Source organism: Mesotoga sp. B105.6.4, assembly GCF_002896535.1.
GTDB lineage: Bacteria > Thermotogota > Thermotogae > Petrotogales > Kosmotogaceae > Mesotoga.
Map to the genome: position 1 here is coordinate 1 of NZ_JWIM01000029.1, position 25,805 is coordinate 25,805.

Here is a 25,805-nt window from a genome sequence, read left to right on the forward strand (position 1 = left end):
CTCTCTTGAAGAAACACATAAGCGATATGCATCACCTTCCGGTTCTTATACACCCAAATCCTTAAAGAGGTCTATTGTGAAACACAACTAGATGAGCGAGGTAACTCTGTTCTTGCCGTTCTTCTTTGACTCGTAAAGGGCCTTATCCACCCTTCGAAGTAATCTGTCGTAATCGCTCTCGCCATCAAGAAGCGTGGAAACTCCAATGCTTATGCTCAATTTCCCGCATTCTTTCGGTTCAAGGGAATTGAGGCCAAAGCGTAGTTTCTCCGCCACTTTCATCGCACCCTCTAGATCCGTATTTGTAACCAATACCAGAAACTCGTCGCCTCCCCATCTTCCCAGATGGTCGCAACTCCTGATATTTGACTGAACGAAAGAACACATCTCCTTTAGAGCTTCGTCGCCGGCCAGGTGACCGGAGTTATCGTTAATAGTCTTGAGATTATCGAGATCAAGCATAAGCAAAGAAAGCGGAATTCCATATCTCTTAGATCGATCCGTTTCAGTCTTCAACAGCTCATCGAGTGAGTATCTATTCATGACACCGGTAAGCATATCAGTAGTTGCAAGTTTCTTGTACTTCTCCTGGCTCTCGCGGAGAGCCTCTTCAATCTGTTTAGTGGGAGAAATATCAATGTGAGTTCCAAGAATACGGGTGGCCCTTCCGTTCTTGTCTCTCTCTGCAGCTTCTCCCCTATCGTGAACCCAGATCCACTCACCACTCTTTGAAAGCATCCTGTATTCTATTTCGAAATGATCTGTCTCTCCACTATAGCATTTGTCCATCTCCTCAAGTGAAGGCAGAAGATCTTCAGGATGAACAAGCTCCTTCCACTTCTGGAAAGCAATAACCGGTTCGCCCGTAGAATAACCCATAATCTGATAGTACCTATCGTTTATGGATAGCTCTCCTTCTTTGATTCTGAAGTCCCAGAGACCAACATTCCCACCTTTCACAGCAAGCGCAAGCCTCTCCTCACTCTGGCGCAACGCATCTTCGACTCTCTTCCTCTCCGTTATTTCGGTCAACAAAACGACGCTACCTCTTGTCTTTCCACCTTTGCTGAAGATTGTCGTCTTTCTGGAATCTACTATCTTCTCTCCCACCTCTAGATCGGACTTCGATAGATCGGAACCAAGAAAGCTCACAATAGGCTCGATACCTTTGAAAGCGTCACTGAAATGTAGTCCGATGGAGCTTTCACTTTCCACACCAAACATCGAACAGGCCATAGGATTTATATCGGCGACTGTTCCTCTATCGTCAGTAATAATCACACCGTCAGGCAGACTTTCGAAAACCGTCTCTTTGGCAACGGGTCGTATGTCAAATAACCTGTACCTCATAACACCTAGCGCCATAAACACCCCGGCAAGAGTGAAGGCAATCGGAGTCATGTCGAGATATCCGAAATCGACAAATCCAAAGAGGTAATTTAGATTCACGAGTACCGGGAAAAAAGTCCCAAGCAGAATCATCTTCAGCTGACCCTTATAAGGCCCTCTCGAAAGAATATATTGCTGAGCAATTAAGATTATGCTCAAAAGAAGCAGTACATAACTGTAAGAGATTCCGAACCAGAAAAGCGGGCCATGGACAAGTCTCTGTACTGGAAAGGATGCACTGAGATCCAGTTCGCTGACTGAATAATAGAGCCAGTGAACCTCATTCGTCCACATCGATACAAGCACCGCCACCGGGACAGCAAAGAGCAAAGAGATCCTTCTCCAGGTGAACCACTCTCTTTTGTCGAGAATTGCCATCGAGAAAAGAAAGAGAAAAACCGGCGTGCATACTATCCCAGGATATGAGATCTTGTTGAGAAGCCTCATTGTTTCCAGGTCATGCCCGAGCAATTCAACTGCATAAAAGAATGCCCACCATGCAATCGAGAACATCAAGAGGCTTAGAATCCCGGCTTCAAGAATCCCTCTCCGCCTCGAAAACAGTATAGCCATTACAAAGCATACACCCGCTGCAAGAAACGTCAAAAAAGCATAAGTATTCATTTCAAACACTCCATTGTGATCTCATATTGTAATTATATACTTTGCCCCTATTCATAAGCCACAGATCAGCTTCCTTGCACTTTGTGAATACTCAGTTGCAAGTTCCATGATGCATGGCTGGCTTCGCCAGGAAGTGATGCTGCTGCGCAGGAAGTGATGCGCCGTAAGATCGCCGGCGGAAGTGATGCTGCTTCGCAGGAGGCGACAAAATTAGCAGAAAGAAAATGGGACCTTACTAGCCAGTCACCTTCCGTGGCCAGTCAGGCTTCGCCTGGCCAGTCTTTGCTTCGCAAAGGCCAGTTCCGACTTCGTCGGGTGAACAAAAAAACGAGAAAGAGCGTTGTCGAGAGGTTCGCTTTGCTCACGAGAGAAGAGAGAGAGCCGGACTCGCCTTTGGCGAGGCCAGTCACTGCAAGCAGTGGCGAGAAAAACTAGAAGAACATCAAACCGATTTCGTGCGGCCAGTTCCGGCTGCGCCGGGCTAAGAACCATCGTTTGTGGTACGGTTGGTCAAGAACAAAGAGCTAGAGCCCCCTATAAATCAAAGAGTAACGAAATCCAGTTTGCCCTGAACAGGAGACCCCAAACAGGTACATATTGGGGCAAGCTTTTCAGGGCAGGTTCTATGGGATGACAACCTTTTCGTGCTTTGGATCATCCTGGCGCGCTTCCGGTAAGGATCTGCATCCTCTCACAATATGATCTTGACCAAGAACGAGGAACAGATCCTCGCTCTGGAACGAAGAACAGATTTTTTTCTCTCTTGGACGGTCAACTAAGGACGTCTCTTCAAAGCCCAAATCTAGTCCCTATTTAGCAAGAAGCTACTCTTTTACGGGCGGTGCATCTTTCTCCTTATTTAGAGCGTCAATCAGTTCGTCGACCAGTTTGGGATTAATTGTGATTCCCTTTTTCGTCGGCTTGTAGTCGCCTTCATCATCCTGATAGTAGATCCTGAGATCCAGGAATTCGTGGCCTTTAAACTCTCTCTTCGAGACTCGAACTATCTCAGTGTCATTTCTCTTTATGTCTGTCAAACTCTTCACTCCTTTCAATTTTTATCTTTCCCTTTATATCACACTCGAACAACTTAGGCTATCCCGCTTTTGAAAGTCAGTGTTAGAATCAATTTACAAGTGGGAAGGTGGTAGATTTCTGTGGTGGATTTGATCATGATAGGTGCCGGTAACAGGGGATACTTTGCATATGGAGAGGCGCTAAGGTCTATAGATGGATCTCGGGTCGTCGCTGTGGCCGAACCCGACCAATTAAGAAGAGAGAGATTTGCAAAGAGGCATAGTATAGGCACCAAGGATTCTGTCGCAGATTGGCAGGTTCTTCTTTCGAGACCTAAATTCGCTGACGGTGTGATAATTGCTTCTCCGGAAACAGAACATGTTGAACCCGCCATACAAGCGCTTGTAAGAGGTTACTTCGTTCTTTTAGAGAAACCTATCTCTGTAGGGCTCGAAGGTATAGAATCTTTAGCAGACTTGGGTGCAGATACCTCCAGGCTATTCGTTGCTCATGTGTTGAGGTATTCCAGCTTTTTCAAGCGGCTGAAGTCTCTCCTTGATTCCGATTCAGTTGGAATGATACAGGCAGTTGAGTACACCGAGCAGGTCGCTTCCTATCATTTCGCTCACTCCTACGTAAGGGGTAACTGGAGAGACTCGATGCGTACCGGTCCCTCTATTCTCTCGAAGAGTTGTCACGATATGGATATTCTCACCTGGCTCCTTTCTTCGAAGGCTCTCTCGGTAATATCTAAAGGCGGACTCAAGTATTTCAGAAAGGAGAACGCACCCGAGAACTCAGCTGAACGATGTTTGGACTGCCCTCTGAACGAAACCTGTCCATATTCCGCTGTTACGCAATACTTATCAGACAATGTCGACTGGCCTGTGAACACTATCGGAAACGACATGTCTTTTGAGAGTCGCAGAGAGATTCTGCGTACGAGCAGTTACGGAAGATGCGTTTTCAGAAGCGATAACAGTGTCGCAGATTACCAGAATGTGCTTATCTCGTTTGATGACGGGGTCGATGCTTTCTTCTCGATGAATGCATTCACAAGCGCGAAGACAAGGAAGATCCTTGTCAGTGGTAGCCATGGCGAGATAACCGGCGATTTTGAAAGAGACAGTATAGAAGTCAAGCTCTTTTCAGGCGACCACAAGACTTATCTTGCTACCCACGATGGCTCGAGGCACGGAGGCGGCGATAGTGAAATAGTAAAGAGTTTTGTGAGATACCTTGAAGGGGAAGCAGGGTCCTTATCCACTACATTCGAAGACTCACTTCAGAGCCATTTAATGTGCTGGGCCGCAGAGAAGTCCAGGCTCATGGGAGGTACACCAATTGATCCCTGGAGTCTTATAAATCTATGAATTCTCACCGGTAAGCTCTACAAAGACGTCTTCCAAAGAGGGTCTTTTATGTTCGATATCTATAACTTCAAGCTTCATTTGCAGGATCCTGGGAAGAATATCCTCAATAGTGCATCCCTGCTGGAAGTTGATCTTCACAACTCCATTCAATCTACTTTCACTAAGATAGCCATCAATTCCTTTCAGCGAAATCGAAGGCGTGCCATTTATAGTAACGATAACTTGATCCTTGTTGAGAGAGGATCGGATGTCTTCAATTCTTCCGCTAGAGACAAGTTTGCCTTTATGCATGATGCCTACTGACTTCGCGATGTGCTCTGCTTCACTCATAATGTGTGTTGTAAGCACGATAGTTACCCCTGATTCGTTAAGCTCTTTCACCATATTCCTGATTGTTCTTGTTGACTGTGGATCTAAACCGAGAGTGGGCTCGTCCATGAAGAGTATCGACGGCTCGTGAAGCAGTGCCCTCACGAAGTTCACTCTTTGCTTCATCCCCGTCGAAAAGATTCTTACGGGCTTGTCTTTCCAGTCAGACATTCCCACCTTCTCGAGAAGAAGATGGATTCGCTCAACGGCCGACTTTCTATCCATTCTCAGCATTGAAGCAAAGAAGAGCAGATTCTCAAATGGAGAGAGACGGTCGTAAAGAATCACTCTCTCAGAAATGAGACCGACCTTCTCTCTTACCTGTTTGGCTTCGGTCTTGAGATCCATTCCCGAGACGTTTACATCGCCGGAAGTGGGTTTGATCAATCCTGTTAGAATTCTAATGAGAGTCGACTTCCCAGCCCCATTTGGTCCAAGAAGACAGAAAAGGTCGCCTTGATCTATCGAAAGCGCCACGTCATCAAGCGCTCTGAACGAACCATACTCTTTCACCAGATTCGATGTAACAATTGCAGCCACGAATAACCACCTCATCAAGTATTCTACTACATTTCCTGTATATGGCTCTTGAAGTTGTGCTGTGTTGAACCACATAATACCACTGCAGTCTAAATGTTAGCCTAGATCTTTGACAAGTTACTGGGAGTGAATTATTTTGATGCGATCCTCCGTTCGCGCTACTTCGACTCTGTACTATTGACGGCATCCTTAAAATCTGATATATTTAGATTCGTGAACGGGGAGTAGCGCAGTTGGAAGCGCGCCTGTCTTGGGCACAGGAGGTCGCAGGTTCAAATCCTGTCTTCCCGACCAATGGTCATTAGTGCGGCTGTAGCTCAATTGGTAGAGTATCGCCCTTCCAAGGCGAATGTTGCGGGTTCGACTCCCGTCGGCCGCTCCAGCGCCCGTGGCTCAATGGATAGAGCACTGGACTTCTAATCCGGGGGTTGCAGGTTCGAGTCCTGCCGGGCGCGCCATGCAATGTTCGTGGTGGTTGTAGCTCAGTTGGAAGAGCGCCTGACTGTGGATCAGGCGGTCGCGGGTTCGAACCCCGCCAGCCACCCCACTCCTTCTTTATTTCATGCGCCCGTGGCTCAACGGATAGAGCATCGGATTTCGGCTCCGATGGTTGCGGGTTCAAATCCTGCCGGGCGCACCATCCTAAATCTCTCCCAGTAGCATGACAGGTCTCAAAGGAGGTAGCAGTCATGGAAGTCCTTAAGGTAGCAACCCACTCAAAACCAAATGCAGTCGCTGGTGCACTTGCCGGAGTACTCAGAGAGAAGGGCTTTGCGGAGATTCAGGCAATTGGAGCAGGAGCGGTGAATCAGGCAATAAAAGCGATTGCAATTGCAAGAGGGTATGTAGCTCCTAGCGGGATGGATCTCGTATGTGTTCCAATGTTTTCTGACGTTGAAATCGATGGTGAAGTGAGAACGGCAGTAAGGTTTTATGTAGAACCGAAGAAGTAACCTATAGACAAAAAGGGCCCCTTAGGGGCCCTTTATTCATTTGATCTCTGCTACCGCTACTTCGCCCGGACCCAATGACAAATGGAAACCTCCACCAACATTCCATTCAGAGTGAGCGTCGAACCCTTTGAGTCTCCAGGAGACCTTGTGTTCACTCTTCCATGTATGATAGCCAAGATCTATGTGGAAATCCTTCATGCTAGAAAAATCTCCGTTTGCTACCGTAAGCAGCCCTTTGGTGCCGTTCCAATAGAACAATCCGGCCGACTTCAAGTCATTTTCCCACATTAGTTTGAGATTGCCAGCGCTCAACAAATCGAAATTACTTTTTCTCAATGAAGAAAGGAGAGAAATGAGGTCTATCATATCTTCTTCGGCATTCCAGTGGAGCACATAAGGATCGAAGAACGCGAGCTTTCCGTAAAAGGGATCGTTGGGTGGAAGAACGTAACGGCCTTCTTCGTCGTTATCCAGGCCTAGATTCATCGGCTGAATCTCGAAAACCTCCTGTCCCGAATTTATGTAGGTGATTCCATTAGGCAGGAAGTAGTTGAGAATTGTGGCGAACCTGGAGAATTTCCTTCCATTAGGCCTGGAAGCTGCCCTCGGCGTGTCGGGAGTCTCTATTCCTGCCAAAGTGGGCAGCCTGAGACTTGGCAGCACTTTATACACAAGCTCTTTGAACTTTCCTTCATCTATTCTCGGTTCCATCCACCATGTGTTTCCCAGAATACAGTCGTAGCCTGACTGCCTGGCCTTTTCATCGTTACCCATAACAAGCTCTTCGGCAATGATTGCAAAGGATGGGTCTCTCTCCTTTGCCTTGCGAATAATCCTGAGCTCAAGCTCCCTAGGAAGTGCGTGCCCCATATCTAGTCGAGCTCCATCTACACCGAATCTTTCGTTATAGAAGGGCATGATGTTTTCTATACTCTCCCATAGATCGGCCATCGGCTCGCTTCCGGGAAAGAAAGACGACTTGACAACATCGAATAGGACATAAGGCGGTTGATCCTCACTAACAAACTTGCGGGATTCAGTTGGATGATCCTTGTAGAGTCTTAGAAAAGTTATATCGTCCCAAGTGGGCTGGTTGTCATTTATCCAGTCGGAAAAGCCCGGCGGGGTTATGAGGCCGAACTCAGAGACTAGTTCATCGAGAAAGCTTTCAGTGCCGTCGTGGCTAGCTACGAAGTCTCTCCATTTCTCGGGGTAGAGCTTCGCTGGCGAGTGGCTGAAAAGCGATAGATGCTTCTTTACGTTTTCATTGGAATATATGATGGGCAAAGTCTCAACCTTTGCCTGATCGAATCCAAGCGGTTCGATCTTCGGCGGCCTGTACTCGTCGAGTCTAGATGCGTCTATCCAATAAAACCACTCCGGGTGTTTGAGAATGAGTGCAGAATCACGGGCCGAGGTCCTGGGTATGAAATCTAGGACAACCCTCATTCCCATGACGTGAGCCGCTTCAACAAACGCCGTGAACTCTTCTTCAACATCCATATCCTCCAGCAACACATCGTGATACCGCTTGTCTATTGAAAAGAAGTCCTTCACCGAATAGGGCGAACCTAGCTCACCCTTCTTGAATTTATCACTGTAGCTCGTAACCGGCAGAAAGTAAAGAGTATCGAAGCCCATCTTCGAGAGAAAAGGCAGCATGAAGATCATCTTGAGAAACGTTCCAGATTCGGAATACTCCTGTGAATCCAGATCAGAGAAGAACTCAGGGTCGTGGTGCGAGTAAGCGGTTGTAGTTCTGACAAATGAGCCGTATATGATTGCCGAATTGATCCAGGAGTTGCCGCTCTCATTTCTGATTCTTCCGAGAGGTCTCGAGTAGTCTGTATCCTTTTCAGCCAACGCAGTAATTCTCTCAACTATACTTGAGCCATATTCATACGGATCAACGAATATGTATCGGTCTCTTAGCTTGACAGTCCCTGAATATCCTTCAGGCAGCCACTCTTTAGGAATAGAGTAATTCAGGTTACCCTTCTTGCTCTTCAGAAGCTGTTCGATCCTGTCGAGGATCACATTACCACCTCCAAAAAATAAGGGCACGACCGCCCTCTGGCGGAGGCGGTGGGACTCGAACCCACAAGGGGCGTCAACCCCACCGATTTTCGAGACCGGCTCCTTAGCCAATTAGGATACGCCTCCGTTCTGAATCGATTATATCACGGGCTGTAGCGCTGTCAATATGGTAAACTTGCACCACAGAAGGATCTCAACCAGTTTGAAACTCTTTCTCGTTCGTAATGATAATGTTACTCAGACACTCTCCTCACCCTACTACATATGATAGAATTTTGATCGCGAGCGGTTTTTTCGTGCGTGAAGCAGGTCTTAAATCCGAAAGGTACCTCGTTTCAGCACATTTTTATTGCATGAGGAGGTGGCTCTTAGTGTACGCCATCATTGAAGCCTCGGGAAGACAGTACAAAGTCGAGGAAGGTATGACTCTCTTCACCGAAAGGCAGAACGGGAAGGAAAGCGGAGACGAAATTGTCTTCGACAGAGTAATTCTCGTCCACAACGGACAGGAACCGATTGTAGGCAAGCCTTATGTGGACGGCGCAAAAGTTGTAGGCAAGGTTGTTTCTCACGGTAGAGACAAGAAGGTGCTGGTCGTAAAGTTTAGTCCCCGAAAGAACTTCGACAGAGTAAACGGTCACAGGCAGTGGTTCACAGAAGTCTCTATTGAGAAGATCGATACGGGGGTGAAATGAAATGGCCCGGAAAGGCACCGGTAGGTCGAACGGAAGAGACAGTAATCCCAACTATCTGGGGATTAAGAGAGGTGAATCTTCAGCCGTTAGGGCAGGCTCGATAATCGTAAGGCAGAGGGGAACGAAGATACACCCGGGAAACAACGTTGGACTGGGCAGAGACCACACCCTCTTCGCACTTATAGACGGCAAGGTTCACTTCGAAGAAAAAAACAACCGCAAGTACGTCAGTGTCTACAGCGAGTAAGCTGTTCTGTTAAGGAGGATTGCATCTATGAAAACTCAGAAGACACCTTTGTGCAGATGGGCAGTTACCCATTCCAAGGTGCAGACGAAAAGAAAGGGAGAAATCGAGAAGACTCTCGGTTACCTCGTTGATCACAATGGCAACAAAATAGAGAAGAAATGGTACGTCGTCGACGCAACTGACGTTCCACTCGGTAGACTTGCTGGGCAGATCGCTATGGTTCTTATGGGAAAGAACAAGCCTTACTACACTCCTCATCTCGACACCGGCGATTTTGTCATTGTAGTAAATGCCGACAAAGTCAAGCTTACCGGCAAGAAACTCGACCAGAAGATATATTACAGATACTCGGGCTATCCGGGAGGCATAAAGGAACGAACGGCAAGACAGATGATGGACAAGTTCCCGGAAAGAGTCGTTAGGCTCGCAGTCAAGAGAATGCTCCCAAAGAAGGCTTTGGGCGAGAAAATGCTAAAGAAGCTGAAAGTATATGCTGGCCCGGAGCATGACCACGCTGCGCAGAAACCCGAATTGATTGAACTGGTTAAATGAGGAGGTTGAGGCATGGCTGACTTTGTGAATTATTACGGAACAGGTAGAAGAAAGACCTCTGTCGCCAGAGTTCATCTGCGACCTGGTACCGGTAAACTTATGATAAACGGAAAGGAATTCAAAGACCTCAAGGAATACCTTGCAAATGACGCATGGGTAAGAAGCGCTTTGAAACCTTCCGTGGTGACGAACACGATTGGTAGATTTGATATGCTCATAAGAGTCAATGGCGGAGGACTCGGAGGTCAGGCTGGAGCGATAAGTCTTGGAATTGCCAGAGCACTTGTCAAATTCAACCCTGATCTCAAGAAGCTTCTCAGGCAGAACGGTCTCTTGACGAGAGACTCGAGGGAAGTCGAAAGAAAGAAATACGGTCTCAAGAAAGCAAGAAGAGCACCTCAGTTCTCTAAGCGTTAACACATTTTAAAGAATACGGCCCGTACATAGAACGTATGGGCCTTTTTTTGCCGGTGGTGGTTCAGTGTTCACCAAAGAGGAACTCGACGAGATAAAAAAGTCCATAAACATCGTCGAATTCATCGGTCGCTATGTGAACCTGCAGAAGGCCGGAAGCTCTTACAGGGGATTATGCCCATTTCACAGTGACAACGATCCTTCGTTCTATGTTCACCCTCAAAGGGGCTTCTTTCATTGCTTCGGCTGTGGAGAGAAGGGTGATGTAATATCTTTCTACCAGAAGATTGAGAGTCTATCCTTCTCGGAAGCCGTGAAGCGGCTTGCAGATCATGCAGGGATTGTCGTCGAAATCGATTCGACGGAATCGGAATACGACAAATACACATCCATAATGTCTCGTCTTGCAGATGTTTACAGTCGTGAGTTGAAAGAAGGCAACTCAGCCGTAATGGAGTATCTTGTTGATAGACGCAAGATTTCGCTCGCCACAATAGACGAGTTTAAGCTGGGTTACTCCCCAGATGAAAGAACTTTTCAGCAATCGTTGCCGTCAAAATGTAGGGTCGATGAAAAGACCCTTGTTCAGTTTGGCATATTGATTGGAAGAGGGTCTTCTTTGAGGGATAGGTTTTCGGGCAGACTACTGATTCCTATTGACAACGAATCGGGCAGAGTAGTTGGATTCGGGGGAAGAATCATGGTTTCCGAACAAGGACCGAAATACACGAATTCTCCTGAATCGAAATACTTCCAGAAGAACAGACTTTTGTTCAACCTTTCACGCTCAAAAGGGGCAATCAAGCAGCTGAATTACGCGGTGATAGCAGAAGGGTATTTTGACGTCATCTCGCTCTTTGAGGCAGGCATTACCAATGCCGTCGGTTTGCTAGGAACGGCTTTAACGGAGCGACATCTACGGATTCTGGGCAATTACACGCGGAATTTGCTGTTCTTTCTTGACTCGGATGATGCCGGCCAGGCAGCAACACTAAGATCGATAGATATTGCTGAGAAGATCGATTTTTCGACGGCTGTAGTTGTCTCACGAAATCACAAAGACCCGGCAGACCTATTTGTCTCTGAAGGTGCAAAGGCGATTCAAGAAGTTCTTGCGGCAGCTATACCTGGACCTGCTTTTAGAGTGGAGTTTTTTGCGAGGAAACTAGATTTGTCGGTCCCTCAGGGGCGAAAACATCTCATTGAGTATCTGAAACCATATGTGATCAATTTCAGAAACTCTGGCAATCTGGCGACCGTTCAATCAACTATCGCTGCGCTTTCTCAGAAGACAGGATACTCTGAGCGCGAACTCGAGTTGGCCCTTAAGGGAGGTCTTGGCGGACAGTCAAGAAGTGAAATCGGAAGAGGACTGGTTCTTAAACTGAAAGATCATGTAAGAATCTACCTGCAACACCCTTCACTCAGGTCAAAGGTTGTGAAGCAGCTGGAGCTGATTGCAGAGAGCAGAGATTTGAAGGAGATTCTGAAAGGAATGAAAAGAGGTCTGGAGCTTGAGGAGTTGCTGGACCTGGTTGACGAGATTGTAGGGAGAGAGTTGATCGATTTGGCATCCAGTTGCATAGATTTTGAAACGGCTCAGAGAATACTCGAAAAGACAGGTGAGTATGCAAACAGGAAACTAGTGGAAGAAGAGATGGCCGAGATCGACAGGAAGATGCCGAATGTAAAGGACGAGGGGGCGAGAAGAGCTTTGTTGGTCAGGAGGATCGAGCTCAGTAGATTGCTCGATAGAAAGATGAAGGGTGGCGATCAATTTGGAAAAGCAGAAAAAGAGTAAGAAGACGAGTGCAAAGGTGATTGAAGAGAATATCAAATCGCTTGCCGCAAAGATTGCAGTTGAAGATGAAGATTCGGAAGAAAATGGCGAAAACAATGCTCCTATTACAAAGGAAGAGATAGACAAGCGAATAGCGAAGCTTCTAAGGCAAGGAAAGAAGAAGGGATTTATAACTTACGAAGATATAGATAGCGCTTTTCCTCCTGATTACGAGGGATTTGACTCAACTCTTGTTGAATCGATATATGAGGAATTCGAGAAGAACAAAATCAATATCGTTGAAAAGGAACCAGTAGAGGAAGACGGTGACATAGAGAGTGAAGGCACAGACGAGTTAGTATCTATCCTGGAAACGACACCTGAAATGTACGACAACATCTCGCTCAAAGACCCGATAAAAATGTACTTGAAGGAGATAGGCAAGATATCTCTTCTTACGCCAAGCAGGGAACGAGAACTTGCACGCCGTGCTCAAAAGGGTGAGCCGAAGGCAAAGGAAGAACTAATAACCGCAAACTTGAGACTTGTTGTCTCTATTGCTAAGAGATACATAGGGCGGGGCCTTACTTTCCTGGATCTAATTCAGGAGGGAAACATAGGGCTCATAAAAGCCGTAGAGAAATTCGACTGGAAGAAGGGATACAAGTTCAGCACATATGCAACCTGGTGGATAAGGCAGGCGATTACCAGGGCCATCGCCGATCAGGCAAGGACTATTAGAGTTCCAGTCCATATGGTTGAGACAATCAACAAACTGAACAAGGTCATTCGAGAACACCTGCAGGACTACGGGGAGTATCCAACTATCGAGGAACTGGGGAAACTCACCGGGAAAACGCCGGAGAAGATCGAAGAGATCTTGGCTGCATCGAAGGAGACGGTTTCGCTTGAGTCACCAATTAGTGGTGACGAAGAATCGACAATGGGCGACTTCATTCACGACGACTCCATGGAGCAGCCGGAGGAAGCGGCAATGAAGATGCTTCTCAGGGAACAGATAGATCAGATTCTCGACACGCTTTCACCTAGAGAGGCGATGGTACTGAAGATGAGATATGGTCTTCTGGATGGAAAGACAAAAACGCTTGAGGAGGTAGGTCAGTTCTTCAACGTCACCAGAGAGAGAATTCGACAGATCGAAGTAAAGGCTCTCAGAAAGCTAAGGCACCCTTCAAGGAGTAAACAGCTCAAGGCGCTGTTGGGAATGCTTAATACGTCTAAGCGCGACTAATTTAGCCATTTAATAACAGTGTCTTAATTTATGTATCACTTGAGAGAAAAGTCTAGTGTATATAATGGAAACACGTATGAAGGGACGTGAAAACTTGGCCGAAAAAAAGAAAGCAAGACCGGTTGAAACAAGTCCCAGAATTCTTTCTCAGATCGAACTATTAAAGAAGGCTAAGAGTGGCGACTTGCTCGCCAACAGGGAGATTCTTAGTCGATTGAACGATAGGAACGCTAAAGAGGAGCAGTCTCGTGATTGAGACTGCTCTTTCTTTGGAAGGCTTCTCTCTTATCGTCGACGGCAAGAAGATGCTCGACAATGTTTCGCTAGAAGTTCCGAAGGGAAATATCGCTCTTCTACAGGGAGCAAGGGGATCGGGTAAGTCGGCAATTCTGAGAAGCTTCATTCATCTCAACGAAGAGCTCTTCGATGATGTCCAATATACGGGATCAATAAAGCTCTTTGGATCGGATATCGACCAACTTGACAGAAAGAGCGTAAGGAATAGGGTAGCTTACGTGGATACGACATTCCTCGAAGCTATGTCAAACTTCACTTTGATTGAATTCTTCAGATTCCTGAAAGGAAAGCGATTCGAATTCGAGGATTTTGAAGAGAGCGAACTCGATCTTTTCAACGAGTTGGATCTTCTTGATCTTCTGGCCGTCAAAGCAGAGACCTCTCTCAAGACGATACCACTTTTCAAAAGGCTCTCGCTGCTGGTCTTTTCTACACTCATACGTCACCCCGAGGTGATCATTCTAGACAACATTCTTGATCACCTTGATGACGATGCCTGCACAGAGGTGAAGAACGTCCTTATAGATACCAGAAACAACACGACTCTGATTATCTCTTCCAGGTTTGTTCTGAGGCTTCTAGACATTTCTGATTTGTTGATTGTCCTGAAAAATGGTAAAATTTCATATGTAGGAAGTCCCGAGATTTTCGTTCTGAACAACCGATAAGTACTCGCCGTTGGAGGTGAACCATGAACGTCCTTACCGTTACGCTTAACCCTGCTCTCGACAGGGAAATAGTTGTTGAGAATTTCAAGATCAATGAGTTTCACAGGGTGAAGAATCCCAGTTATTCGGTTATGGATCCAGGAGGTAAGGGCATAAACGTTTCCGTAATTCTCTCCGGCCTTGGAGTTAGAAATATCGCCATGGGTTTTCTTGGCGGGTATATCGGAAAGGTTGTCGAAGAGAGAATGCGTCTGATGAGCGACCTCATCACTACCGCATTTATTCACGTTGAGGAAGAGACAAGAGAGAATATCGCTATTGTTGACCCCGTAGGCGAGACGATAACCGAGATCAATTCTTCGGGTCCTATCGTTAAGCCCGATGACTTGAGAATGTTTGTTCGTAGATTTGATGTGGCACTCTCCAGGGTCAGACATGTTGTGATCTCCGGGAGCATCCCGAGAGGTGTGGACAACGAGATCTGCAGGTCCTTATGCAAGAAGGTAAGTAACTCGGGAAAAGTATCGTTCGTGGAGGGGATCGGTCCCGCCTTTGAAATGGCCGTAGAAGCAGGAGTTGTGACTGTGGCTCGCCCGGATTTGAGAAGCAGGAAGCTGCTTTTCGGAGAAACGATGGTAGATCTGAAGGATTATGTGAAAGCTGCAAAAAGGATGCTAGAACGCGGAGCCAGGCTTGCGATTCTCTCTTATGCAGTTGAAGGAGACGTAATTGCAACAAATGACGGTGTGTGGCTGTTCAAAACTAAGAGCCATATTGATAGATCTCATCTTTTGGGGACTGGAGACGCCTTCATGGGTGGAGTTGTCAACTCCATGATAGAAAACGAAAAGGATTACTTCCTGGCTGCAAAAAGAGGAATGGCTGCAGCCGTTGCGGAAGCAGAGTATATAAGCAAGGAACGTATCTCTCTTGAGGATATTGATGAACACATGGACTCATTCGATATACGAGAGCTGGAGTGATCTAGATGAAGGTTAGAGAAGCGATGATAAGAGACGTTTCGGCGATGTTCGAAGATGAAACCATAGAGGATTTCATTGTCTTATGCCTGAGGCAGAATAGGTCGGGGCTGCCGGTTGTTGATGAGGAATTCAAGGTTGTAGGATTCTTGAGTGAAAGTGATGTAATCAAGAGCGCACTGCCCAGTTACTTCAGTCTTCTTCAGTCTGCATCTTTCATTCCCGACACCCATCAGTTCGTCATTCGACTCGGCAAGATAAAGGACGATCACGTTTCGCAACATATGGTCAAACCGCCTGTACTTATAAAACCAGATGACACAGTGATATATGCGGCAGATCTTCTGATCAAGAACGGTCTCAAAGTGATGCCGGTTGTAGATGAATACGGTAAGTTGATGGGCATAGTAAACAGGATTCATTTGATTCACGCAGCAACGCAAGGCAAGATAGATAGATGAAAAAAACAGTTTCAATCTACACTTTCGGCTGTAAGATGAACCAGTATGAGTCACAGGCAATGGCCGAAAGACTAAAGGACTTTGAAGTCAGTTTTTCTCAGGAACAGGCAGATCTCTTCATATTGAACTCGTGCACTGTGACCTCCGAAGCAGAGAGAAAGCTCAGACAGCTTTTCAGGAGGCTGAAGGTACTCAATCCGGACTCTAAAATCATAATCGTAGGCTGTTACTCCGAGCTTTCACCCGAGGAGCTGACGGTTCTTGGTGCAGATGAAGTTGTAGGAGTTAAAGAGAAGAGGGCCATTCACAAGTACGTTGCGAGGCAGCTAGATAGACCCGACGGAGTTCCTCAAGAAGGCTTTTTCACCGTTACTTCGAGTATTGAAGGAAGAACGAGGGCTTTTCTCGGCATAGAAGACGGCTGTCTGAATAACTGCTCGTATTGCAGAATCAGGCTGGCAAGAGGAAGCAACGTAATCAGCAAACCAATAGATATGGTTAGGAAGGAATTCGAAGGATTGGTCCGAAGAGGCTACAAAGAAATCGTCCTGACCGGGATCAACATCGGATACTACGGGGTCGACTTAGATTCGTCTTTGACGGAGCTTCTTAACGAGCTTGACGGTTTAGACGGGAATTGGAGAATAAGACTCGGTTCACTCGACCCCGATACCATTGATAAGAGCTTCCTCGATCTACTGGCCGGTTCATCGCGAATTGCAAGACATATGCACCTGTCGTTGCAGAGTGGTTCTGATAACGTCCTGAAATACATGAAAAGGAAGTACACAATAAGCGAGTACCTTAGAGCTGTTGAGAGCGCCAGAATGGTAGACCCTAGATTCGCGTTCACAACGGATCTAATAGCGGGATTCCCTGGAGAACTTGACGAGGATCATATGCAGACGCTTCGAATAATTGAAGAAGTGAATTTCCTGAAGGTTCATGTGTTTAGGTTCTCAAAGAGACCGGGAACAGAGGCTGCAGAGATGAAAGATCAGATAGAGTCTGGAGTGAAGAAGGTAAGAGCGCAGCAGCTAATTGAGGCTGGAGCGAAGTCGAGAGAGAGGTATCTCGAGACGCATATCGGCCAGACAAGCAAAGTCCTGATAGAGAAAACCGACTCTTCTACGAGTCGTGGTTTCGATGAATACTATGTGCCTCACATCGTCAACGGAAGACAAAGCGGCTTTGTGGATGCGACGGTAACGAATTTCGAGAGTCACAAGGAGGGTTCCAATGCTGAACTATATTGCCGATCGGTGGTGCGATGAAGATTCTTCCCTGGTCAGTATTCTTGTTCCGGGAGTAATGAACAGTGAATCGGTCTACGAAGTAGTTCGAACGTACAACGGATTGCCTTTTGCATTCAGAAAGCACTTTGAGAGGCTCAAGCAGTCGGCAAAACTTTTGGGCCTGGAAGTCCCTTTCAGCTGCAAAGAGCTTAACTCTATAATCATGGAAGGGCTTGAAAGAAACAAGGCAGTACAGACAGAGGATTTCAGAATCAGAATATCGCTACTCAGTTACGGAAAGGAAAGCAGGGCAGCGGTCATCTTCAGCAAGCTTCCCTCCGTGTCGAAGGATATCTATGAACTCGGAGTGAAGGTGTGCATTTCGCCGTTTACAAAGCCCTCGGGCGATATCCTGAATCCTCAGCTGAAAATGCCGGGCTCTAGCTGGAATATCAGAACGAGAAAGTTGCTCGGAGACAATTACGACATGATTATACTGAATGAAAAGGGAAACGTCTGTGAAGGATCGTTCTCGAATGTCTTCCTGGTCATCGATGGTTCGGTAGCTACTCCGGATATCCGCTCGGGAGTCCTTCCAGGAATAACGCGTGATAACGTAATCGGTCTATGTGAATCTCTGGAGATCACAGTTGAAAAGAGACCTATCCCGTCGTGGGAGTTGTTCTGTGCCGATGAGATATTCATGAGTCATACGAGCGTAGGGATCGTTCCAGTAAGGAGACTGGAAGAGAAAGTGCTTATTGAGGACTTTACAGATGGAATGACGAGACTGCTGCTCGACAATTTTGAGGGATACATAATGACAGAAGACAGCAATTGGAGCGGATTAGATGAAGTGGAGCCATCGAACTATAGGGCAGATATTTGATGAACTGGTGAAAAGCTCGGGGCTGTTCAGAAAGATAAAAGTCTTTGAGTTGAATAAAGACTGGGAAGAGATCGTTGGTCAGCCAATAGCAAATCACTCGTCAATTACGGATTTTACTGACGGGACTCTCATTGTAAGTGTTGATGATGGAATGTGGCTCAATGAAATGAGACTAAGGGAAAAGGCTCTTCTTACTAAGCTGAACTCTGCATTAGGAGTAGAAGCAATCAGAAGAATTAAATTTAGAATTAGGCGATAGACATGGAGGTGTTAAATGTCTGATTTATACAATGCTCAGAACATAAAGATACTTAAAGGATTAGATCCGGTTAGGAAGAGACCGGGCATGTATATTGGGTCAACCGGAAAGTCGGGTCTTCATCACCTCATTTACGAGATAGTCGACAACAGTATTGACGAGGCAATGGGAGGATACTGCGATAAAATAGACATCGTTATCATGGAAGACGGCTCCGTGGTAGTGAGAGATAACGGAAGAGGAATTCCAATAGATATCCATCCAGATACCGGGACAAGTGCACTGGAAGTTGTCATGACAACTCTCCACGCCGGAGGTAAGTTTTCAAAGGACTCATACAAAATCAGTGGGGGACTGCACGGAGTGGGGGCTTCTGTTGTTAATGCTCTGTCTGAATGGATGATCGTAGAAGTAATGGTTGACGGAAAGGTATACAGACAGAAGTACGAAAGAGGAAAGGCTTTGTCGCCCGTTGAGATGGTTGGCGAAGCAAAGGAAAATGGTACAGTAACCAGCTTCAAACCCGATCCTATGGTTTTCGCAGTCACTGACTTCGACTTTGACATACTTGAGGCACGATTCAAGGAATTGGCCTATCTGAACGGGGGAATAAGGATCTCCTTCGAAGATAGAAGAATCGGCGAAAAGAGAAGCTATCACTTCGAAGGCGGAATCGTTGAATTTGTGAAGGCAATCACCAAGAACAAGAAGTCAGTTCACAAGGATCCCATCTACCTGGAGGGGTCCTATAACGATGTCAAGATACAGCTCGCGATGCAATATACCACGTCGTATGATGAGGATGTTCTCACATTTGTAAACAACATCAAGACAATTGAGGGCGGCACTCACCTGACTGGATTCAAGACGGTGCTCACAAAGACGATGAACGATCTCGGCAGGAAGCACAATATACTGAAAGACAAGGATCAGAATCTGCAGGGCGAAGATCTGAGAGAAGGTCTTTCGGCAATACTGAGTGTCTTTGTGAAAGAGCCGCAGTTCGAAGGGCAAACTAAGGCAAAACTTGGAAACGATGAGGTATTCGAAGCAGTTATGAAAGTCGTTAAAGAAAAGCTGGAGGAGCACTTCGACTACAATCAGAAGGATCTGAAAGCAATACTTACAAAGGCTCTCGAAGCTGCACGTGCGAGATTGGCGGCGAAGAAAGCACGAGAGATGGTTCGAAGAAAGAATGCTCTTGAAAACACTACTCTGCCAGGCAAGCTGGCAGATTGCATCTCGGAAGATCTAGAGGAGACAGAGATCTTCATAGTTGAAGGGGACTCGGCCGGAGGCTCTGCCAAGATGGCCCGTTCGAGAGAGACTCAGGCGATCCTTCCGCTTAGGGGAAAGATCCTGAACGTTGAAAAGGCCGGACTCGACAGAATGTTGAAGAGCGAGACTATAAGCAATATCATAGTCGCTCTTGGTACAGGAATGGGCGAAGACTTCGAGATTAAGAATCTAAGGTATGGAAGGATTATAATAATGACGGATGCCGATGTCGACGGTGCACATATCACGACGCTTCTTCTTACTCTCTTCTATCGATATATGACACCACTAATAACCAACGGCAAGGTCTATGTCGCTCAGGCACCGCTCTACAAGATAGAACTGAACAGGCAGAAACACTATTTCTATAGTGATGAGGAATTGACTACGTTCATTAAGGAGCATTCCGATAGAAAACTCAATTACTCGAGATTCAAAGGGCTTGGCGAAATGAATCCCGAACAGCTGTGGGAGACGACAATGAACCCCAGCGACAGAAAACTCGTACAGATAAACATAGAAGATGCTCAGGAAGCGGACAGAGTCTTCACAATACTAATGGGTAGCGAGGTGGAGGAAAGAAGATCGTTCATTGAACGGCATGCATTGAGTATTTCCAATCTTGACGTATGAGCCTTTCACTTAGAGCCGGTATTTGTGTGGTAATTCTCTTTGCCATTTGGATGGTTTCTATTGCGAATTTCGTACTGGAGTCATTCTTCACGGCACCGGTACAGCAGTTGACCAGGATCGTTAATTTCGGTGAGATTCTGGTTGAATTTCCTTTGGCCTTTAGAAGAACCTGGAAAACTGATATAATTTACCCACCGGGAAGCATTGACGTTTCCGGCGGAAGAGTCTTTTTGAAACCGGGAAAGTTTTTGGTGAGTTATAGAGACAAATATTACTGGGTCTCCGATGATTTTGTTATAGTTGATTATGCCGATCTTTCGGAGGTTGTTAGTAATCCGATTATCGGCGGCGTTAGTTTTCTTCAAGAAAATGGAGTTTATATAGCCACCGAAAGAGACATAGAGATTTTTGCCGGAGCGGTAGAGGGCATTCTTGCTGACAGAAGAGTACTGGCACTGGTATCTTACTTTGATTTTGAAAACAATGTGTTGTTACTCAGAAGAGGGATCAGAGTGAAGGTACTTGACTGGGAAAGCTTGGAAGCAAATAAGGACCTTCTTCTTCAGTTAGAAAACGCCTCCGACAGAAGCGAGTATATTTTCTTGAGTGATGGTAAACTGTTGAGAGCGAGGTGACATTGATGGCCAGGGGGAAGGATTATACAGTTTCTCTCGATGTTGGCACGAACACCCTTAAGGGTGTGGTGGTAAGCAGAGAACAGACAGGTCAGATGACTCTTGAGGCTTATGGGAGTGTCAAGACTGTTGGGCTCGACAAGGGCGAGGTTAAAGATGCGGTTGCTCTTAAGCAGTCCATTCAGAAGCTGATTGAGGATCTAACAGGTCAGATGGGCAAGAAGGACGTTGAGGCAGACTTCAAGATCAGTTTCACAGATGGGGACTATTCAGTATTCTCGGAGAACATAGAAGAAATTCTCTCCGAAGAGAAACAGGTAATGGTGAAAGAGCAAACGATTTTGAGCATTATGAGTCGTCTCAAGGCGGAGAAGATGAAGACGGGCAACACTAATATACACAGAAGCTATATCCGCAAGTATATTCTCGATGATGATAAAGTCGTCTTCAATCCCGTTGAGATGTACGCGAAGAAACTGAATGTCGAGATGGTTTTTGTTTCAAGCGAAGGCAAGTCGGTCGAGATCTTCAGAAGGCTCTTCGAAGAACTCTTCGGCAGAGGTGACTTCTTCATCTCTCCAGCGCTTATTTCTGCATCTGAAGCTGTATTGACGGATACTGAGAAGCAGCACGGTGTGGTTAGCGTTGTCCTCGGACACAGTTTCTCCGAAACCGTAATCTACAGGGAGAATCTTCCCGTTTACATCTCGAGAATTCCTCTTGGAATAAGACACATAGTGCTGGATGTAGCGAGGGTTCTCGGTACATCGGTAGATGAAGCCGAGAGATTGCTTGTCAATTACGGCCATTGCAGTATGTTCCCGCCTGATGCTGAAGACGTTGTGGAGTACTTTGGACTTGATGAAAGAACTAGAAAGAATGTCTCGGTAAGAAGACTCTCCACAGTTATCTATGCGAGGGTGAAAGAGCTTCTGAACAAGATCAGAAAAGAGATCCAGCTCTTCATAATAAACAATCCGGAATACTCCGAAGAAAGGATTCCCGGAGGAGTCGTTTTCACTGGTGGGGGCTCCAAGCTGAGAGGTCTTACGGATGTAGGCGTTGAGTCTCTAAAGATGCCGGTAAGAATTGGTACATATGAAACTAGTTTCAACAAAAGAATTGAGAACAGTCATGATGTTGCTAATGACCCAGTATTCAGCTCCTGTTTAGGCAATCTTGTTTCCCCCGAGGAAGTCCAGGGAGAAGCCGTAGAAAGCGTGGTTGAAAGACCCAAGAAAGATTTTGGATCGTTTATAAAATCCCTCTTCTTTGGAGGTGAAGATGATGAGCTTTGAGATTGACACAGGAAAGAAGAATGCTGAAATCAGATTGCCATCCATAAAAGTCATTGGTGTTGGTGGAGCAGGCGGTAACGCCGTAAACAGAATGATATCCGAAGGAATCCACGGCGTCACCTTCATCGCGGCAAATACAGATATTCAGGTTCTTGAAAGCAATAAGGCCGATCTTAAGATTCAGCTTGGAACTGAACTGACTAGAGGCCTGGGAGCCGGCGGTAACCCAAATGTCGGTGAGAGAGCGGCAGAGGAATCGGTTGACGAAATCGGGACCTTTCTTGAAGACACCGATCTGCTGTTTATCACTGCAGGAATGGGCGGTGGCACCGGAACGGGCGCAGCACCAATAGTAGCTTCGATTGCAAGGGAAATGGGAATCCTTACCGTTGCAGTGGTCACAACCCCCTTCTTCTTCGAAGGTAATACGAGATTAAAGACTGCCAACGAAGGCTTGAGAAGGCTTAAGAACTCAGTGGATACTCTCATCAGAATCTCGAACAACAAGCTTCTTCAAGAACTGCCGCCGAACACCTCAATAGTCGATGCCTTCGCCAAGGCCGACGAGACGCTCCATCATGGAATAAAGGGAATCTCGGAACTGATTACGAAACGGGGATACATTAACCTGGACTTTGCCGATGTCGAGTCGGTTTTGAGAAATGCCGGAACGGCGATGCTGGGAATTGGCGTGGGCTCAGGCGAAAGGCGTGCAGAAGAAGCAGCTCGAAGAGCTCTTGAAAGCCGACTGTTGGAAAAGCCCATCGACAACGCGACGGGGATAATTCTAAATGTTTCGGCGAAGAACATAACCTTGAGAGAGATGAATATTGCGGCTGCAATTGTGAGACAGAACTGCAGCGAAGACGCAGACGTGAAGCTTGGGCTCATTGTCGACCCGGATATGAACGATGATGAACTTGACATAACTTTGATTGCAGCGGGTCTTGAACTAGACGAGGGCGAACTCATGGGTGATGCTTCCGACATCCCCGCGATTTACCGATTCGGACTGGATATAAACGAGGAGGAGTGATCGTTGAGAGTCTATAAAAGACTCGGAGAGCTTCTCATAGATCAGGGACTCCTAAGTGAAGATGCTCTCCAGCAGGCCGTAACTCTACAGAAAAAAGTCGGGAAGCCGCTCGGTGAAGTTCTTGTTGGTATGGGCGTAATCTCCTGGGACGACATATACGATTCACTCTCAAAGCAATACGGGCTTAAGGTGCTCGAAGATTTGCCTAATATCGTTACTCCCGATGTCCTAAGAATGATTCCTAAGCCTGTTGCAGACAGGCTTAGTGTAATCCCTATAGAGTTTGATCACGAAAAAGGGATCCTTAAGGTGGTAACTACTGAAGTTCTTAGGGTTCCTCAGATAGACAGAGAGCTCTCCTTCCTCACAGGAAACAAGATTAGTACGCTCCTTGTACCTCCACCAATGTTCGATGCTCTCTACAAATCTTCGTATGACGAGTCTGCCTCCAGCGAGATAATAGACAATACTTTCAGCATAGAACAGCACACGGAAATTGATCTTGAAGATGACAGACAGGACGAAACCGATGATACTCCCGTCGCGAAGTTCATAAACTCACTTCTGGACAACGGCATAAGAAGCGATGCCAGTGACGTCCATCTGGAGCCCTACGAGAAAATGGCCGTTGCCAGACTGAGAGTCGACGGCGTTCTGAGAAAGGTCCTGAGCTATCCGCGCAAAGCTCATAATTCTGTAGTGTCGAGAATCAAAGTCATGTGTAAGCTGGATATTTCAGAGAAGAGAATGCCTCAGGATGGAAAGTTCTATATTAGGAGAGGCAATGAGCAGTTCGACATGAGAGTTTCGACAATGCCAACGATTTTCGGCGAGAAAGTTGTTATGAGAATCCTCAGGGTATCAAATGCGAAGAAGAAGCTTGAAGATCTCGGTCTTTCAGACCACAACAGAGAGCGTTTCGAAAGCATAATCAACGCTCCGTACGGTATCATACTGGTATCTGGTCCTACGGGAAGCGGAAAGTCCACTACTCTGGTAGCGGTCCTAAACCAAGTAACCTCGGAGAAGGTTAACGTGCTTACGGCAGAAGACCCTGTTGAATATACTATTGAAGGTATTTCTCAGTGCCAGGTGAACACGGACATCGGATTGACTTTTGCGAGATACCTGCGATCTTTCCTGCGTCAGGACCCTGACATAATAATGGTCGGGGAGATCAGAGACAGAGAGACTGCGCAGCTGGCGATTGAGGCATCGCTAACTGGACATCTTGTTTTCTCGACAATCCATACCAACAGTGCTGCAGGCGCGGTTGCTCGACTTGTCAACATGGGGGTTGATCCCTTCCTACTTGGCACTTCATTGATCGGAGTTATGGGGCAGCGATTGGTAAGAAAGCTCTGTAACAACTGTAAGGTCAAAATACCAGTGAGAGAAGAACTAAGAAAGATGGCCTCAACCTTTTACCCCGATAGAAATGACTTCAGCGAGTACATTCCTGGAAATGGCTGCCCCGAGTGCCGGGGAATGGGTTATAAGGGTAGAACCAGTATTAGCGAAATCCTGGTTGTTGACAACAATCTTCGTCAGATGATTGGTCAGAACGCTTCAGAGAGAGAGCTTGCTCAAGCTGCCGTGAAGGCTGGAATGCGAACGCTTTACAGCGATGGGGTGCAGAAGGTGATCGACGGAGTCACTTCCCTTGAGGAGATAAAAAGAGTTGCCATAGAGTACTAGCCAGACTTCCTCTTCTCGATCCATACTTACGCATACTCAAACATACTCACAGAAGTCGTGAATAGTCGTCTTTTATCGCGAATAGTCGCATAATGCGCAAATAGCCTCCCCATCTCGCCGATGATAGTATTGAATCGGATAATTACAAATTCGGATAGGAGGTTTCTTTATGGCGTACAGAGTATTAGTTTGGGGCCTTGGCGCAATGGGAAGCGGAGTGGCCCGTAATGTTGCCAAGAAAGAAGAACTAAGACTGGTTGGAGCCGTTGAAAAGGATTCAGAAAAGATCGGAAAGGATCTTGGAGAATATCTCGACGGCAAGAAGACAGGTAGGTTGATCTATTCGGATGTGGGCGAGGCAATTGCCGAAACGAGACCAGACATAGTTGTAATAGCTACGAACTCCTTTGTAGAAGAAGTACTTCCCAAAATAGAGATGGCTGCAAAACACCACGTGGATATTCTTACGATAGCCGAAGAGATGGCCTTCCCATTCGCTTCGCATCCAGAGGAATCCGAAGTCCTCGAGAACATCGCCTGGCGTTATGGAGTATCTATTCTTGGTACGGGAATAAATCCAGGGTTCGTGCTTGACCTATTGATAATCGCTATGACAGGTGCATGTCTAAAGGTCGAGAGGATAGAAGCAAGAAGGATCAACGATCTTTCTCCCTTCGGAAAGACTGTGATGAAAACCCAGGGAGTAGGCACTTCACCTGAGGAATTCAAGAAGGGAATTGAGTCGGGAGAGATAGTAGGACACATAGGCTTCCAGCAGTCAATCGCAATGATTGGAAATGCTTTAGGGTGGAACATTGATAGAGTTGAAGAGACTCGTGAGCCAATCATATCAAGAACAGAGAGGAAGACTGATGTTGCACACGTAATGCCCGGTATGGTGGCCGGCTGCAGACATATAGGCCGGGGTTATTGTGGTGACAGACTAGTGATAGAGCTTATTCATCCCCAGCAGATCCTTCCGGAAATCGAAGGGGTCGACACTGGCGACTACATAGATATTTTCGGCGACCCGGAGATTCACCTTTCAGTAAAACCCGAGATTCCCGGCGGAAAGGGGACTATAGCCCTTGCTACAAACATGATTCCCGCAGTAATTGAGGCAACTCCCGGACTGATTGAAATGAGTGAGTTGCCTGTACCGAGGTGCTTGATCGACGAGATCAGGGAGATGTAAC

General features: G+C 46.6%; 24 protein-coding genes and 6 tRNA genes. 25 read left to right on the top strand and 5 right to left on the bottom strand.

Going from position 1 to position 25,805, the window contains the following annotated elements:
* Positions 1-87: 87 nt before the first annotated feature.
* A complete protein-coding gene (locus RJ60_RS06475; protein ID WP_243392270.1) occupies positions 88-2,013 on the bottom strand; it encodes a histidine kinase N-terminal 7TM domain-containing protein in 1,926 nt (641 codons plus the stop codon).
* A gap of 824 nt (positions 2,014-2,837) precedes the next feature.
* The gene (locus RJ60_RS06485) at positions 2,838-3,050 is read right to left on the bottom strand and encodes a transcriptional coactivator p15/PC4 family protein (RefSeq protein WP_099829468.1); all 213 of its coding nucleotides are present in this window, start codon (positions 3,048-3,050) and stop codon (positions 2,838-2,840) included.
* A gap of 120 nt (positions 3,051-3,170) precedes the next feature.
* Between RJ60_RS06485 and RJ60_RS06490 the strand changes: the two genes are divergently transcribed.
* The gene (locus RJ60_RS06490) at positions 3,171-4,403 is read left to right on the top strand and encodes a Gfo/Idh/MocA family protein (RefSeq protein ID WP_103134274.1); all 1,233 of its coding nucleotides are present in this window, start codon (positions 3,171-3,173) and stop codon (positions 4,401-4,403) included.
* On the opposite strand, the gene RJ60_RS06495 is transcribed toward RJ60_RS06490, so the two are convergent.
* Positions 4,398-5,312, bottom strand: a complete 915-nt coding sequence (locus RJ60_RS06495; protein WP_099829470.1) for an ABC transporter ATP-binding protein — start codon at positions 5,310-5,312, stop codon at positions 4,398-4,400. The genes RJ60_RS06490 and RJ60_RS06495 overlap by 6 nt on opposite strands.
* A 218-nt stretch (positions 5,313-5,530) precedes the next feature.
* Between RJ60_RS06495 and RJ60_RS06500 the strand changes: the two genes are divergently transcribed.
* The 6 genes from RJ60_RS06500 to RJ60_RS06525 all read left to right on the top strand — a co-directional run bounded on the left by RJ60_RS06500 (position 5,531) and on the right by RJ60_RS06525 (position 6,265).
* A tRNA-Pro gene (locus RJ60_RS06500) sits at positions 5,531-5,606 on the top strand.
* Positions 5,607-5,618: 12 nt separating this feature from the next.
* A tRNA-Gly gene (locus tag RJ60_RS06505) sits at positions 5,619-5,694 on the top strand.
* A tRNA-Arg gene (locus tag RJ60_RS06510) sits at positions 5,695-5,770 on the top strand. It abuts the tRNA gene before it with no gap.
* A gap of 13 nt (positions 5,771-5,783) precedes the next feature.
* A tRNA-His gene (locus RJ60_RS06515) sits at positions 5,784-5,859 on the top strand.
* Positions 5,860-5,876: 17 nt separating this feature from the next.
* Positions 5,877-5,952: transfer RNA gene (locus RJ60_RS06520), tRNA-Arg, on the top strand.
* A 49-nt stretch (positions 5,953-6,001) separates the two neighbouring features.
* On the top strand, positions 6,002-6,265 hold the full coding sequence (locus RJ60_RS06525) for a stage V sporulation protein S (protein ID WP_099829471.1): 264 nt from the start codon (positions 6,002-6,004) through the stop codon (positions 6,263-6,265).
* 36 nt (positions 6,266-6,301) lie between these two features.
* On the opposite strand, the gene RJ60_RS06530 is transcribed toward RJ60_RS06525, so the two are convergent.
* Positions 6,302-8,302, bottom strand: coding sequence for an alpha-amylase family glycosyl hydrolase (locus RJ60_RS06530; protein ID WP_099829472.1), 2,001 nt, complete (start codon positions 8,300-8,302; stop codon positions 6,302-6,304).
* Between the two features lie 37 nt (positions 8,303-8,339).
* Positions 8,340-8,428 (bottom strand) — tRNA-Ser (locus RJ60_RS06535).
* Between the two features lie 245 nt (positions 8,429-8,673).
* On the opposite strand from RJ60_RS06535, the gene rplU reads away from it, so the two are divergent.
* The 18 genes from rplU to ord all read left to right on the top strand — a co-directional run bounded on the left by rplU (position 8,674) and on the right by ord (position 25,804).
* The gene (gene rplU / locus RJ60_RS06540; protein ID WP_099829473.1) at positions 8,674-8,997 is read left to right on the top strand and encodes a 50S ribosomal protein L21; all 324 of its coding nucleotides are present in this window, start codon (positions 8,674-8,676) and stop codon (positions 8,995-8,997) included.
* Between the two features lies 1 nt (position 8,998).
* Entirely contained in the window at positions 8,999-9,244 is a 246-nt protein-coding gene (gene rpmA, locus RJ60_RS06545; protein ID WP_103134275.1) for a 50S ribosomal protein L27, read from the top strand.
* 27 nt (positions 9,245-9,271) lie between these two features.
* Positions 9,272-9,796, top strand: a complete 525-nt coding sequence (gene rplM, locus RJ60_RS06550; protein WP_099829475.1) for a 50S ribosomal protein L13 — start codon at positions 9,272-9,274, stop codon at positions 9,794-9,796.
* Positions 9,797-9,808: 12 nt separating this feature from the next.
* Positions 9,809-10,213: a 30S ribosomal protein S9 gene (rpsI, locus tag RJ60_RS06555; RefSeq protein ID WP_103134276.1), complete on the top strand. Its 405-nt coding sequence runs from the start codon at positions 9,809-9,811 to the stop codon at positions 10,211-10,213.
* A gap of 64 nt (positions 10,214-10,277) precedes the next feature.
* Positions 10,278-12,011, top strand: a complete 1,734-nt coding sequence (dnaG, locus tag RJ60_RS06560; protein WP_099829477.1) for a DNA primase — start codon at positions 10,278-10,280, stop codon at positions 12,009-12,011.
* Positions 12,012-12,027: 16 nt separating this feature from the next.
* The gene (gene rpoD / locus RJ60_RS06565; protein ID WP_374704107.1) at positions 12,028-13,242 is read left to right on the top strand and encodes an RNA polymerase sigma factor RpoD; all 1,215 of its coding nucleotides are present in this window, start codon (positions 12,028-12,030) and stop codon (positions 13,240-13,242) included.
* A gap of 248 nt (positions 13,243-13,490) precedes the next feature.
* Positions 13,491-14,207, top strand: coding sequence for an ATP-binding cassette domain-containing protein (locus RJ60_RS06575; RefSeq protein WP_103134278.1), 717 nt, complete (start codon positions 13,491-13,493; stop codon positions 14,205-14,207).
* A gap of 23 nt (positions 14,208-14,230) precedes the next feature.
* Positions 14,231-15,190, top strand: coding sequence for a 1-phosphofructokinase family hexose kinase (locus RJ60_RS06580; protein WP_099829481.1), 960 nt, complete (start codon positions 14,231-14,233; stop codon positions 15,188-15,190).
* A gap of 5 nt (positions 15,191-15,195) precedes the next feature.
* On the top strand, positions 15,196-15,648 hold the full coding sequence (locus RJ60_RS06585; protein WP_099829482.1) for an HPP family protein: 453 nt from the start codon (positions 15,196-15,198) through the stop codon (positions 15,646-15,648).
* A complete protein-coding gene (gene mtaB / locus RJ60_RS06590) occupies positions 15,645-16,922 on the top strand; it encodes a tRNA (N(6)-L-threonylcarbamoyladenosine(37)-C(2))-methylthiotransferase MtaB (RefSeq protein ID WP_103134279.1) in 1,278 nt (425 codons plus the stop codon). The genes RJ60_RS06585 and mtaB overlap by 4 nt, the downstream gene beginning before the upstream one ends.
* Positions 16,888-17,772 carry an aminotransferase class IV gene (locus tag RJ60_RS06595; protein ID WP_099829484.1) on the top strand — a complete coding sequence of 295 codons (885 nt, stop codon included), beginning with the start codon at positions 16,888-16,890 and terminating at the stop codon, positions 17,770-17,772. The genes mtaB and RJ60_RS06595 overlap by 35 nt, the downstream gene beginning before the upstream one ends.
* Positions 17,735-18,031 (top strand): DUF721 domain-containing protein, encoded by a 297-nt coding sequence (locus RJ60_RS06600; protein WP_099829485.1) that lies wholly within the window; start codon positions 17,735-17,737, stop codon positions 18,029-18,031. Before RJ60_RS06595 ends, RJ60_RS06600 begins: the two co-directional genes overlap by 38 nt.
* A gap of 15 nt (positions 18,032-18,046) precedes the next feature.
* A complete protein-coding gene (gene gyrB / locus RJ60_RS06605) occupies positions 18,047-19,942 on the top strand; it encodes a DNA topoisomerase (ATP-hydrolyzing) subunit B (RefSeq protein WP_099829486.1) in 1,896 nt (631 codons plus the stop codon).
* 26 nt (positions 19,943-19,968) lie between these two features.
* A complete protein-coding gene (locus RJ60_RS06610; protein WP_243392271.1) occupies positions 19,969-20,577 on the top strand; it encodes a DUF4894 domain-containing protein in 609 nt (202 codons plus the stop codon).
* A gap of 5 nt (positions 20,578-20,582) precedes the next feature.
* Positions 20,583-21,875, top strand: coding sequence for a cell division protein FtsA (ftsA, locus tag RJ60_RS06615; RefSeq protein ID WP_099829488.1), 1,293 nt, complete (start codon positions 20,583-20,585; stop codon positions 21,873-21,875).
* Positions 21,865-22,911 carry a cell division protein FtsZ gene (gene ftsZ / locus RJ60_RS06620; RefSeq protein ID WP_243392272.1) on the top strand — a complete coding sequence of 349 codons (1,047 nt, stop codon included), beginning with the start codon at positions 21,865-21,867 and terminating at the stop codon, positions 22,909-22,911. The genes ftsA and ftsZ overlap by 11 nt, the downstream gene beginning before the upstream one ends.
* A 3-nt stretch (positions 22,912-22,914) precedes the next feature.
* Positions 22,915-24,609: a GspE/PulE family protein gene (locus tag RJ60_RS06625; RefSeq protein WP_103134280.1), complete on the top strand. Its 1,695-nt coding sequence runs from the start codon at positions 22,915-22,917 to the stop codon at positions 24,607-24,609.
* Between the two features lie 169 nt (positions 24,610-24,778).
* Complete coding sequence (ord, locus tag RJ60_RS06630; RefSeq protein WP_103134281.1) at positions 24,779-25,804, top strand: 2,4-diaminopentanoate dehydrogenase; 1,026 nt, start codon at positions 24,779-24,781, stop codon at positions 25,802-25,804.
* Position 25,805: the final 1 nt, after the last annotated feature.